Consider the following 12,889-nt stretch of genomic DNA (forward strand, 5'->3'; position numbering starts at 1 on the left):
ACCCCCTGCCCCCGCCACTCGCAGGCTCGTGGCGGGATCCTGCAGGGGGCCGACATGGCGCGACCGCGGTGTCGTCCGGTAGGACGACGGTGTGACCGACCTGTGCCTGCGCCCGGCGACCGAGCTGGCGACGATGGTCCGCACCCGGCAGCTGTCGGCCCGGGAGCTGGCCGACGCCTGCCTCGCGCGCATCGAGGAACTCGACGGCCGGGTCAACGCGGTGGTCACGCTGGACGCCGAGGGCGCCCGTGCCGCCGCCGACGCCGCCGACGCCGCGCTGGCGGCGGGCGAGGAGGTCGGCCCCCTGCACGGGCTCCCGGTGGCGCACAAGGACACCCACGCCACCGGTGGCATGCGCACCACCTGGGGCTCACCGCTCGCCGACACCGTGCCGGCGGACGACGAGCTGGTGGTGGCCCGGCTGCGCGCCGCGGGGACGGTGCGGGTCGGCAAGACCAACGTGCCGGAGTTCGCGGCCGGATCGCACACGTTCAACCCGCTCTTCGGCGCCACCCACAACCCGTACCGGCACGGCCTGTCGGCGGGTGGCTCGAGCGGGGGCGCGGCTGCGGCGCTGGCGGCGGGGTTCGTGCCGGTCGCCGAGGGCAGCGACTTCGGCGGCTCGCTGCGCAACCCGGCGGCGTTCTGCAACGTGGTCGGGCTGCGGCCCACGCCGGGCCGGGTGCCGACGTGGCCCGTGGCGATGGGCTGGTCGCAGCTGTCGGTGCAGGGGCCGATGGGCCGCACGGTGGCCGACGTCGCGCTGGTGCTCTCGGCGCTGGCCGGGCCGGACCGGCGGGTGCCGATCTCCCTCGACGACCCCGGCGCCCCGTTCGCCGCGCCGCTGCCCGAGCGCCTCGACGGGCTGCGGGTGGCCTGGGCGCCGGACCTGGGCGGGCGGGTGCGCGTGGACCCGGCGATCACCGCGGTGCTGGCGGAGAGCGTCGCGGTGTTCGAGGAGCTCGGCGCGACCGTGGACGCCGACTGCCCGGACCTCTCCGGCGCCGACGACGTCTTCGGCACGCTGCGGGCCTGGGTGTTCGACGCGACGTTCAGCGACTTGGCCCGGCGGCACCCGGACCGGCTGAAGGAGTCGATCCGCTGGAACGCCTCGCTGGGGGCCGGCCTGACCGGCGCCGACATCGCCCGTGCCGAGCAGGCGCACACGGCCCTCTACGAGCGCGTGGTGGGCTTCTTCGACCGCTACGACGTCCTCCTGGCGCCGACGACCCAGGTGCTGCCCTTCCCGGTGGAGGCCGAGTACCCCACGGAGATCGACGGGGAGCCGCTGGAGGACTACCTGGCCTGGATGCGCTCCTGCACGCTCATCACGCCGACCGGCTGCCCCGCCCTCTCGGTGCCCGGCGGGTTCACCCCGGACGGCCTGCCCGTGGGCCTGCAGGTCGTCGCGGCGCCGCGGGCCGACCGGCGGGTGCTCGAGGTCGGGCACGCCTTCGAGCAGGCTACCCGCTTCGGCGAGCGCCGTCCGTCCCTCTGACCCCGTCCCGGGCCGTCCGACGGCCGGGCCGGACGGCCCGTACGGACCTCGACCGCTGTCTGCGGCCATCTCGCTCGGGCGCTAGACAGGTGTAGACGGCGCTCGACCCGACGGCTCGACCACCCGTGCCGCGAACGCGGTCAGGCCGGGACCCGCCAGGTGCTCGAGCGCGACGGGGCGGCCGGCCATGGCCAGCACCAGGTCGACGGTGCGGCCGCGGACCACCGGCCCCTCGCCCGCCGTGAACGACCCGTCGGTGGCCTCCAGCCGCAGCCCCGCCGTCCGCCGCTTCGACGGGACGGTGAAGTCGCGCGCGGCGTAGAACCGCGCGACCCGCCCCAGCGCTGCCGGCGCGTACGCGTGCTTGATCCCCAGGGGACGGCGGATGTCCTCGCCGTGCACGACGATCTCCCCCAGCCACGCGTCGACGTGCCCGCTCGGCGCGGTCCTGCTGTGGACCACCCCTCGGAACCGCGCGAGCGTCTCGGCAGGAGTGCCGCCGAGCTGCTCGCGCAGCCGCATGTCGACCATCCGGTCGACGTCGAAGCGGCACCGGGCGAGGCCGGCCAGCCAGCGGACGGGGCCCGAGCTGGCCCCTGCGGTCAGGTGGGCGACGACCTCCTCGACGCTGAGGCCCTCGCACAGCGACGGCGTCCGCCAGGCGCCGACGCCGAACCACTCCAGGTCCGCCACCAGCGCTGCCCGCTCGTCCGCGACCGCCTGCCACTCGTCCGTCACGCAGGTCCAGACCGGCGTGGGCGCCCGGACTCATCGCTGGAGGCGCCGAGACGCGCGAACTCGTGGCCATCGGGACGCGATGGCCACGAGTTCGCCGCACTCGGCGCGACCGGGCGGACCGGGGAGCCGTCGGCGGTGCCCGGGGCGGTCAGCAGGCCTGGTCCGGGCCGCGCTCGGTGGCGTGCCACGCGGAGCGGACCGTGCCCTTGGGCAGCGGGTGCACCTTCGTGGCCGTCCAGGAGTAGCTCGCCCCGGCGCGGAGCGCTCCGCTGATCCACACCTCCCAGTTGCTGAGGATGTTGCCGCGAGCGTCGTACGCGTTGCGCGTCACCGTCGGCGCGCAGGCGTAGTGGGTGCTGCCGTTGGTGACCGTGCCCTTGATCGTCAGCCCACCGGAGAGCGCCTGGGTGCTCGTGACGCGCGCGGACATCTTCGAGGTGAAGGTCAGCGGACCGCCGGGGAGGAACGTGAACCGGTAGGTCGGCCGACCGGCGATCTCGTCGGTGAAGAAGGACACCCGGGCCCGGGGCGGGACGACCCGGTACACGCCGGTGGCCGAGACGCCCGGGTTGCAGCCGGTGTTGGGGTTCCCGTCGAGGTCGGTGCACGCCCCCGTGACGCTCCAGCCGGCGCCGTCGATGGGCCGGGAGGTGTTGTTGAGGACCTCGAACACGAGCTCGCGGGAGGCGCCCGTGCCGTACTCGGCCTTCGACAGGACGTGCACGCCCTCGCTCAGGCTGCTGAACCGGACCACGTAGGGGCTGGCCACGACCTTGCCGTGCGGAGCGTCCACGCTGGCGTAGTAGGTGCCCGCGGGGAGCTTGGCGTAGACCTCCTCGTTGGCCCGCCCGGACCGGTCGGAGGTGTGCAGCACCCGGCCCTGGGCGTCGAGCAGCCGCAGGCGGTAGTCGGTCCCGAGGTCGCCGAGCAGGACCCGCGCGTACCGGGTGGCGGTGGTGGTGAAGCGGTACGTGTCGACGTCGCGGACCGAGGCCATCACCCCGGGCACCCAGGTGTCGCGGGCCGAGGTGGTGGTGACGCTGCGGGGGGATGCGGGCGCGTCGGTGGCCGCCTGGGCGGGGGTCCCGGCCACGCCGAGGAGGAGCGCGCCGGCGAGGGCGGGGACCAGGACGCGGCGGAGCGTCCTGAGCGTGGGGGGCATGAGACCTCCAGGGATCGGTGTCCCAGAGGTCGGCGCCGCGGGGGCCGGCCTTGACCAGGTCCGGTGCGCGAGTCCCCCGATGGGGTGCGGTCAGGTCCGGCGGTGCAGCCCGCGCAGGGTGCGGACGGCGACCAGCAGCTCGGCCAGCTCCTGGCGGTCCCCCGCCGCGATGTCGACCAGCTGCGCGGCCGCGCGCTGCTGCGCGCCGTCCCAGCCGGACACCCAGCGCTGCACGAGCTCGCCGGCGTCCTCGGCGTCGCTGCTCCGCCCGGCGAGCGCCTCGACGGTGAGCGCGGCCTGCTCGCCGGTCAGGTCGTCGCGCAGCGAGGCACGGGCCATCGCCGGCCAGCGGCGGTCACGGGGCAGCGCGACGACGAGTTCGCGCAGCGGCACCAGTGCCAGCCGCTCGGCCACCGCCTGGTGCACCTGCCCGGCCAGCTCGATCGGGGCACCGGTGCGCTCGGCGACGACCGCGAGGTCCAGCGCCGTCGGCAGCAACGGCGCCGCGGCCACCTCCGCGGCCGGCGCCTCGGGCACCCCGGCCCGCCGCAGCCGGTCGGTCCGCTCGGCGAACGCGGCGGCCTCGGCGCCCAGCAGCCACGACGGCAGCCCTGCGCGCACCGCGGCCACCGGGGCTGCGAAGCGGTCGGTCAGGTCGCCCAGCGGGGCGGCCTCGGCCGCGGTCAGCTCCGGCAGGCGCAGCAGCCAGCGCGCGGCCCGCTCGGCCAGCCGGGTCGCCTCCGTGCGCAGCTCCACCTGGGTCGTCGCCGGCACCCGGTTGTCCAGCGGGCGGACGGCGTCCCACAGCCGGTCCACCTCGAACACCGCGCGGGCGACCGCGTGCGCCCGCACCACGCCGGCCAGCGGGACCCCGGTCTCCTCGGACAGCCGGAACAACCCGGTCACCCCGGCCACGTTGACCGCGCGGTTGGTCAGCGCGGTCCCGACGATCTCCCGCCGCAGCGGGTGCCCGGACACCGCCGCGGGGAAGCGGCGGCGCAGCTCGGCCGGGAAGTAGCCGACGAGCAGCTCCTCCAGCGCCGGGTCGTCGGGCAGGTCCGAGGCGAGGACCGCGTCCCCCGTCTCGAGCTTGGCGTAGGCCAGCAGCACCGACAGCTCCGGGCCGGTCAGCGCCTGCCCGTCGCGCCGCCGCTCGGCCAGCTGCCGGTCGTCGGGGAGAAACTCGACGCTGCGGGTCAGCCGGCCCGAGCGTTCCAGCGCCCGCAGGAACCGGGCGTGCGCATCGAGCAGGCTGCGTGCGGAGGTCACCTCGACGGCGAGGGTCGCGTTCTGCGCGTGGTTGTCGGTCAGGACGGCGGCGGCGACCTCGTCGGTCATCTCGCCGAGCAGCGCCGCGCGGCCCTCGGCGTCCAGCGCGCCGGTCTCGACCACCCGGTCCAGCGCGATCTTGATGTTGACCTCGTGGTCGGAGGTGTCCACACCGGCGGAGTTGTCGATGGCGTCGGTGTTCACCCGGCCGCCGTTCAGCGCGTACTCCACCCGGCCGCGCTGGGTCAGGCCGAGGTTGCCGCCCTCCCCCACCACGCGCACCCGCAGGTCGCGGCCGTCGACCCGGACGGCGTCGTTGGCCTTGTCCCCGACGTCCAGCGCGCTCTCGGTGGAGGCCTTGACGTAGGTGCCGATACCGCCGTTGAACAGCAGGTCCACCGGCGCGAGCAGCACCGCGCGGATCAGCTCGACCGGGGACAGCGCGTCGACGTCGTCGGCCAGGCCGAGGGCGGTGCGCATCGGCTCGCTGACCGGCACCGCCTTCGCCGTCCGGGGCCACACACCGCCGCCCGGGCTGATCAGCGAGGCGTCGTAGTCGGCCCACGACGAGCGCGGCAGCTCGAACAGCCGCTTCCGCTCGGCGAAGGACCTCGCGGCGTCCGGCGTGGGGTCGACGAAGACGTGCCGGTGGTCGAAGGCCGCGACCAGCCGGATGTGCTCGGACAGCAGCATCCCGTTGCCGAAGACGTCGCCGGACATGTCCCCGACGCCGACCACCGTGAAGTCCTGGCTCTGCACGTCCAGGTCCAGCTCGCGGAAGTGCCGGGTCACCGACTCCCAGGCACCGCGGGCGGTGATGCCCATGGCCTTGTGGTCGTAGCCGACCGAGCCGCCCGAGGCGAAGGCGTCGCCCAGCCAGAAGCCGCGCTCCAGCGCCACGGCGTTGGCCAGGTCCGAGAAGGTCGCCGTCCCCTTGTCGGCGGCGACGACCAGGTAGGTGTCGTCGCTGTCGTGCCGGACCACCCGCTCCGGCGGGACCACCCGTCCGTCCACCAGATCGTCGGTGAGCGAGAGCAGCGCGCCGATGAACAGCCGGTAGCAGGCCTGCCCCTCGGCGAGCCACGCGTCCCGCCCCGCGCTCTCCGGCGGCGGCTTCCGGACGACGAACCCGCCCTTGGCGCCGGTCGGGACGATGACGGTGTTCTTCACCATCTGCGCCTTGACCAGGCCGAGCACCTCGGTGCGGAGGTCCTCGTGCCGGTCGGACCACCGCAGGCCGCCGCGCGCGACCGCCCCGAAGCGCAGGTGCACGCCCATCACCCGCGGCGAGCTGACCCACACCTCGCGGGCGGGGCGCGGCTCGGGGACGTCGGGCACCTGCGCCGGGTGCAGCTTCAGCGCCAGCAGGGTGGGCCGGGGTCCGGACATGGCGTAGTACGTCGTCCGCTGGGTGGCCAGGACGGCGGCGAGCAGCGCGGTGAGCACCCGGTCGGCGTCCAGCGACTCGACCGCGCCGATCGCCTGCCGCAGCGAGGCCACCAGCTCCTCCTGGCGCGCCGCCCGCCCGCGGTCCCGGCCCGGGGAGAAGCGGGTCTCGAACAGCGCCACCAGCCGGGCGACGACGTCGGGGTGGGCGGCCAGCGTCGTCTCCACGTACCGCTGACCGAACGGCAGGCCGGCCTGCCGCAGCCACTGCACGTACGCGCGGACGACGGTCACCTGCCGCCAGTTCAGCCCGGCGAGCAGCACCAGCGCGCCCAGTCCGTCGTCCTCGGCGTCGCCGCGCCACACCGCCGAGAGCGCCTCGGTGAAGCGCTCCGGCAGCGAGCCCGGGAAGGGCAGGTCGCCGACCGGCGCGGTCAGCCCGAAGTCGTAGATCCAGGCCAGCGGGGCGCCGATCCGGTCGATCTCGTAGGGCCGCTCGTCGACGACGTCGACCCCCAGGTGCTGCAGCATCGGCAGCACGTCGGACAGCAGCAGCCGCTCCCCCACCCGGTAGACGGCCAGGCGCGGCTCGGACGACGCCGCCCCGGCCGGCCTGCGCAGCACCAGCCCGAGCTCGCCCTCTGCCAGCCCGTCGAGGCGCTCGAGGTCCTCGACGGCGGTCGTGGCGGGGAAGTCCTCCTGGTAGGCGGCCGGGAACGCGTCGGCGGCCCGGGCGAACCGGCGTTCGGCGTCCGCGCCGTAGCGCGCCCTGAGGGCGTCGGCCAGCTCGTCGGTCCAGCTGCGGACCACGGCGGTCAGCTCGTCCTGCAGGCCCGCGACGTCGACCTCGGGCAGCGTGGGCCGCCCGCCCCGCGCCACCGGCGGGCGGACGACGAAGTGCAGCCGGGCCAGCACCGACTCGGTGACCCGGGCGGTGTACTCGATGCTGGTGCCGCCCAGGCGCTCGAGCAGCAGCTGCTGCACCGCCAGCCGCACCTCGGTCGTGTACCGGTCGCGGGGCAGGTAGACGATCGCCGACCAGAACCGGTCGCCGGGGTCGCGGCGCAGGAACAGCCGGGTCTGCCGGCGCTCCTGGAGGTGCAGCACGGCCAGCGCGACCGGCAGCAGCTCGTCGGTGCCGATCTGGAACAGCTCGTCGCGGGGGTAGGTCTCCAGGACGTCGAGCAGTTCCTTGCCGGTGTGGCTGTCGGCGGGGACGCCGGAGCGCTCGACCACCTCGGCCACCCGCCGGCGCACCAGCGGGACCTCGCGGACCGAGTGCGCGGCGGCCGCCGTCGGGAACAGCCCGACCAGCCGGTGCTGCCGGGCCGGGCCGCCGTCCGCGCCGGGCACGGTGACCGTGACCAGGTCCAGCCAGGTGCGGCGGTGCACGGTCGAACGGGCGTCGGCCTTGGTGACCGCGAGCAGGGTGGTGCCGGGGGCGGCGTCGGGCGTGGTGGCGATGTCGGCGTCGCTGCGCAGCACGCCCAGCCCGCTGCCGGCGACCGGGCGGGCCGTCGACCGGCCCCCGGTGCGGACCAGGTCGACGTCGCGCGCCCCGAGCAGGACGAAGTTGCCGTCGGTCAGCCAGCGCAGCAGGGCCGCGGCCTCGGCGGGGTCGTCGGCCGGGTCCCCGGAGCCGCTCGCGGGCTCCCGGTCGAGCCGGTCGGCGAGCTCGAGGGCACGGCTGCGCATCCGGGCGGCGTCCTCGTGGACGGCCCGGACGTCGGCCAGCACGGTGCGCAGGCCCGTGACCAGGTCGCCGCTCGCCTCGTCGTCCAGCGGCCCGTCGAGGACGACGGCCATCCAGGACTCGGCGAGCGCGTCGGTGCCGCACACCTCGGGGTCGTTGCTGTCGCAGAACGCCCTGATCCGGCCGGTCACGTCGCGCCGGACCACCAGGACCGGGTGGACGACGTGCTCGAGGCCGAAGCCCTGGCGCACCACCTCGGCGGTCACCGAGTCGACGAGGAAGGGCATGTCGTCGGTGGCGACCAGCACCAGGGCGCGCGGCCCGGCGCCGCCGCGCGCGGGCAGCTCCTGGACGTCGACCGTGGCCGACCCCTCGGGGCGCACCTCGGCCAGCTGCAGGTGCCGCAGGGTGAGGGCGGCGAGGTCGGCCGGGTCCTGGTCGAGGACCTCCGCGGCCGGCTCGCTCCAGTAGTAGCGGCGCAGCAGGGCCGGGAGGTCGTCGGCGCCGCAGCCGGCGGGCAGCCCCGGACCGCCGTCCACGGCCGTCCGGGCCGCCCGCTCCAGCAGGCGGCGCTTCTCGTCGCGTTCCGCCTCGAGGGCGGCGAGCTCGGTCGCGGCGGCGGGCGTGCCGTCGTCCGCGGGGGCCGGTACCGGGATCGCCGGGACCGTGCCGGTGGTGCGGGCCATGGCAGCGACGCTAGTCGAAGGACCCCGTCCTCCTCACCGCTCGCAGGCTCGCGGCGAGCCTCCGGACGGGGCCGGGCGTCAGCGCCGCTCGGTGAGCTGGTCGGCGATCCAGCCACCGATGGCCAGCAGCAGCCCGCCGACGATCGCCGTGCCGAAGCCGTCGACCTGCAGCCGGTCGGTGATCGCGGCGGTGATGCCGAGCAGCGCGGCGTTGACCACGAGCAGGAACAGCCCGAGCGTGACCAGCACGAACGGGAAGGACAGCAGCCGCAGGACCGGTCCGACGACCGCGTTCACCACCGCGAAGACCAGCGCGATCCACAGGTAGGTGCCGGGCTCGCCCAGCGGCCCCGCCGGGTTGGGGATCACCTCGATGCCGTTCAGCAGGTAGGAGACGCCGTAGAAGACGCCGGCCATGAGGACGACCTTGACCAGGAACCTGAGCACCCGGACCACGCTAGTGGCGGTCCCTGCGAGGACCCTGCGTGTCGGGACCTCTACGCCCGTCTAGCGCCGACGCCAGACAGCCGTAGACGGGGCTACCGACGCCGCGCCCGTCGCGATCCCGGAGTTCCTGCCGCCTGCCCCGGCGCGTCGTCGCGTGTCGCCGGGCGAGAGCCCATGATCGACGGGGGGACCCGTTCCGCGACGAGAGGTGGGGACCGTGCAGCGACCGGCCCTGGTCTTCGACGGCGACTGCGGGTTCTGCACCCGCTCGGCGGCCGTCGCCCGCCGGGTGCTGCCCGCCGGCTGCGCCGTCGTCCCGTGGCAGGGGGCCGACCTCGCCTCCGTCGGGACCACCGCGGAGCGCGCGCAGCGGGAGGTGCTGTGGGTGCCGCGCACGGGCGCCGTCGTCGGCGGGGCGCGTGCGGTCGCCGCCGCCCTGCGCGCGGCCGGGCCGGGATGGGCCCTGCTGGGCCGGTTGCTGCAGCTGCCACCGGTGAGCGTGCTGGCCGACCGGGTCTACCGGCTGGTGGCGGCCAACCGCATGCGGCTGCCCGGCGGGACGGCGGCCTGCGCCCTCCCGCCGTCCCCGGAGCGCCCGGCGTCCTGAGGCATCGGCACGGGATCCGCGGGGAACACCCCGGGTGGAGCGGCCGGGAGGAGAGGTGGCGGTGGTCGAGCGGCTGGTCGTGGTGGGGGCGTCCACGGGTGGCATCGCGCCGCTGCGGGACCTCGTCGCCGGCCTGCCGGCGGACCTCCCGGCGGCCGTGCTGGTCGTCGTCCACCTGCCGTCGACGGGTGGGAGCCACCTGCCGGCGCTGCTGTCCCTCTCGGGGCCGCTGCCGGCGTCCCACCCCCGGGACGGGCAGGAGCTCGTCCCCGGCGAGGTCCTCGTCGCCCCGCCCGACCACCACCTGGTGGTGCGCGGTGGGCAGGTGCGGCTCAACCGCGGCCCGCGCGAGCACCGCCGGCGGCCGGCCATCGACCCGCTGTTCCGCACCGCCGCGGCCGCGTTCGGTCCCGGCGTCGTCGCCGTCGTCCTCTCCGGCGCCCTCGACGACGGTGCGGTGGGTGCGGCGGTCGTCGCCGCCCAGGACGGCGTCGTGGTGGTGCAGGACCCCGCCGACGCGCGGGTCTCGGCGATGCCGCGGGCCGCGCTGGGCACCGTCCGGCAGGCCCGGAAGGTGGCCACCGCGGACCTCGCGGCCGTCGTCACCGGGCTGGTCCGGTCGTCCCCCAGCGTCCCGGACGCGCGGCGCCGGTCCGACGTCCCGGAGAGGAGCCCCTCGACGGGGGGCGGACCCACCGCGGAGACCGAGCGCAGCAGCCCTGCCGCGCTGGGTTGCCCCGAGTGCCAGGGCGGCATGTCCGAGTCCACCCCGGACGGCACGGTCGGCTACGCCTGCCACGTCGGGCACACCTGGTCGGCACGGACGCTGCTGGACGCGCAGCACCAGGCCGTGGAGGGAGCCATCTACTCCGCCGCCGCCAAGCTCCTGGAGATCGCCGCGGTGCAGCGGCGGCTGGCCGAGGTGGACGGCGGGGATGCACCGGGAGGCCGCGAGGAGCACCTGCGCGCGGCCGAGCTGGCCGAGCAGCGGGCGCAGCAGGTGCAGCACCTGGCGGTCGAGGACCCCCGGTCGTGACCTGGTCCGCACACCCCGGGTGACGGCGCGCACGGAGCAGCAGGACACGATCGAGGTCTCTAGCCGCTTCTACGAGCCCCCCTAGACGGCCTCATACGGTGGTCGACATGGACCCCGTGCGGAACCCTTACGCCCCCGGCGCCGGGCAGCGCCCGCCCGAGCTGGCCGGACGGGACGACGAGCTGTCGGCCTTCGACGTCGTCCTGGAGCGGATCGCGCACGGCCGCCCGGAGCGCTCGCTGGTGCTGACCGGGCTGCGCGGGGTCGGCAAGACGGTGCTGCTCAACCAGCTGCGCTCGGCGGCGATCAGCCGTGGCTGGGGCACGGGGAAGATCGAGGCGCGGCCGGACCAGTCGCTGCGCCGGCCGGTCTCCTCGGCGCTGCACATGGCGCTGCGCGAGCTGCGGCACCCCGACCAGGAGTCGATGGACGCCGTCCTCGGGGTGCTCAAGGCGTTCGCGCTGCGGCAGGCGGAGTCGCCGACCCACCCACCCCGGGTGCGCGACCGGTGGCAGCCGGGCATCGACGTCCCGGCGTCCAGCGGGCGGGCCGACTCCGGCGACATGGAGATCGACCTCGTCGAGCTGCTCGGCGACGTCGCGGGGCTCGCCGCCGACGTCGGCAAGGGCGTGGCGGTGTTCATCGACGAGATGCAGGACGTGCAGAGCGCCGACGTGTCGGCGATCTGCGCGGCCTGCCACGAGCTGTCGCAGCAGGGTGCGCCGCTGATCGTCGTCGGCGCGGGGCTGCCGCACCTGCCGGCGGTGCTGTCGGCGTCCAAGAGCTACTCCGAGCGACTCTTCCGCTACCTGCGCATCGACCGGCTGGACCGCCCCGCCGCCGACCGGGCGCTGCTGGCACCGGCCGAGCGCGAGGAGGTGACCTTCGAGCCCGAGGCGCTCGACACCCTGTACGCGGCCGCCGACGGCTACCCGTACTTCGTGCAGGCCTACGGCAAGGTGACCTGGGACGTCGCCGCCGCCTCCCCCATCACCGCGGCGGACGTCGCCATGGCCGCGCCGGTGGCCGAGGCCGAGCTCGCGGTCGGGTTCTTCGGCTCCCGCTACGACCGGGCCACGCCCGCCGAGCGCGAGTACATGCACGCCATGGCCGAGCTGGGCGGGCCGAACGGCAGCGCGGTGTCCACCTCGGAGGTCGCGCTGTCGCTCGGGCGCAAGCCGGCGTCCCTCTCCCCCGCGCGGGACTCGCTGATCAAGAAGGGGCTGGTCTACTCCGCCGAGCGCGGCCAGATCGCCTTCACCGTCCCGCACTTCGGCCGCTACCTGCTCAGCCACCCCGACTGACTCGAGGACCCCGACCTCCCGGACGTGGCAGGGCCCCGTCCTCCTCCCCCTTCGGAGGAGGAGACCCGCTGCCCCCACCGCTCGCGAGCTCGCGGCGGGACCCTGCAGGGGCCTGCGGGGCCCCAGGACGGGGCCGCGGCGAGCCTCTGGACGAGGCCCCCCTCCAGGACCCGCTCGACCGGTCCAAGTGCCCTGGTCCCCCTGCGGGCGGCCGGTCGAGCATGGCCGGAGGGACGCTGCGTCCGCCGTCCCGGATCGCCGTCCCGCCGATCGGGGGCACCACATGACCGCGAGCCCAGCCCCGGCACCTGCTCGTCCCGACCGGTCGGGGCCGCCCGGGCTGACCCCCCTGACCCTGGCCTCCGGCTTCCTGCCGTGGATCGTCTTCTCCGTCATCGCCCAGCGGCTCGCCGCCGACGGTGTCGCCTGGGCCGCGCTGCTGGCGACGGCGATGGCGGCGGTCGCGGTCCTCCGGGACCGCCGCCGGCACGGCCCCCAGATCCTCGGCCTGGCATCGCTCGTCCTCTTCGCCGTCATCGCCGTCACCGGGTTCGTCGGTGGTGCCGGCGTCGACCGGTGGCTGTTCGAGTGGGGCAGGCCCCTGGTCGGCGTGGTCCTGGGCCTGTACCTCCTGCTGACCGTGCCGGTGCTGCCGTTCACCGCCGAGTACGCCCGCCAGACGACGCCCCGCGAGTACTGGGGCTCCCCGACGTTCACGAAGATCAACCGGGTGCTCAGCACGGCCTGGGCGCTCGCGATCACGGCCATGGGCGCGGCGTCGCTCCTGACCACCGCCCTCGGCGTCGACGCGACGGGCACCTCCGGCACCCACCTCCTCGAACTGCTGCTGGACTGGGTGGTGCCGGTCGTCGTCATCTGGGCCATGGTGCGGTTCACCGCCACCTACCCGGACCGGGCGACTGGCGCGGCGACCGGCTCCGCACGCTGACCACGGCCCCTGGGTCGCTGGGCCGACCGCCCCGGAGCGGCTCCGAGCACGTGAGCCGTCCCGGTTGGCGGTGCTCACCCCGGGGGCACTGACGGCGCCGGTGTCCGCAGCCGC

9 protein-coding genes are annotated in these 12,889 nt (G+C 75.8%); 5 read left to right on the forward strand and 4 right to left on the reverse strand.

Annotation, left to right across the window (positions count from 1 at the left end; all coding sequences use genetic code 11):
* Window positions 1–91: 91 nt before the first annotated feature.
* A complete protein-coding gene (locus tag ACWIX3_RS03560) occupies window positions 92–1,498 on the forward strand; it encodes an amidase (RefSeq protein ID WP_448610705.1) in 1,407 nt (468 codons plus the stop codon).
* An 81-nt stretch (window positions 1,499–1,579) separates the two neighbouring features.
* Here the strand turns inward: ACWIX3_RS03560 and ACWIX3_RS03565 are convergent, their stop codons facing one another.
* The 4 genes from ACWIX3_RS03565 to ACWIX3_RS03580 form a co-directional block, all read right to left on the reverse strand.
* Window positions 1,580–2,236, reverse strand: a complete 657-nt coding sequence (locus ACWIX3_RS03565; RefSeq protein ID WP_448610706.1) for a maleylpyruvate isomerase family mycothiol-dependent enzyme — start codon at window positions 2,234–2,236, stop codon at window positions 1,580–1,582.
* Between the two features lie 148 nt (window positions 2,237–2,384).
* The gene (locus ACWIX3_RS03570) at window positions 2,385–3,398 is read right to left on the reverse strand and encodes a hypothetical protein (RefSeq protein ID WP_448610707.1); all 1,014 of its coding nucleotides are present in this window, start codon (window positions 3,396–3,398) and stop codon (window positions 2,385–2,387) included.
* A gap of 90 nt (window positions 3,399–3,488) precedes the next feature.
* Window positions 3,489–8,432 (reverse strand): NAD-glutamate dehydrogenase, encoded by a 4,944-nt coding sequence (locus ACWIX3_RS03575; protein ID WP_448610708.1) that lies wholly within the window; start codon window positions 8,430–8,432, stop codon window positions 3,489–3,491.
* Between the two features lie 78 nt (window positions 8,433–8,510).
* Window positions 8,511–8,879, reverse strand: a complete 369-nt coding sequence (locus ACWIX3_RS03580; RefSeq protein WP_448610709.1) for a phage holin family protein — start codon at window positions 8,877–8,879, stop codon at window positions 8,511–8,513.
* Between the two features lie 217 nt (window positions 8,880–9,096).
* On the opposite strand from ACWIX3_RS03580, the gene ACWIX3_RS03585 reads away from it, so the two are divergent.
* The 4 genes from ACWIX3_RS03585 (at window position 9,097) to ACWIX3_RS03600 (ending at window position 12,775) form a co-directional block, all read left to right on the forward strand.
* Complete coding sequence (locus tag ACWIX3_RS03585) at window positions 9,097–9,486, forward strand: thiol-disulfide oxidoreductase DCC family protein (protein WP_448610710.1); 390 nt, start codon at window positions 9,097–9,099, stop codon at window positions 9,484–9,486.
* A gap of 55 nt (window positions 9,487–9,541) precedes the next feature.
* Window positions 9,542–10,522 (forward strand): chemotaxis protein CheB, encoded by a 981-nt coding sequence (locus tag ACWIX3_RS03590; protein WP_448610711.1) that lies wholly within the window; start codon window positions 9,542–9,544, stop codon window positions 10,520–10,522.
* 107 nt (window positions 10,523–10,629) lie between these two features.
* Window positions 10,630–11,826: an AAA family ATPase gene (locus tag ACWIX3_RS03595; protein WP_448610712.1), complete on the forward strand. Its 1,197-nt coding sequence runs from the start codon at window positions 10,630–10,632 to the stop codon at window positions 11,824–11,826.
* A gap of 283 nt (window positions 11,827–12,109) precedes the next feature.
* The gene (locus tag ACWIX3_RS03600; protein ID WP_448610713.1) at window positions 12,110–12,775 is read left to right on the forward strand and encodes a hypothetical protein; all 666 of its coding nucleotides are present in this window, start codon (window positions 12,110–12,112) and stop codon (window positions 12,773–12,775) included.
* The last annotated feature ends 114 nt before the right edge of the window (window positions 12,776–12,889 follow it).

This window comes from Geodermatophilus sp. URMC 60, from assembly GCF_053502585.1.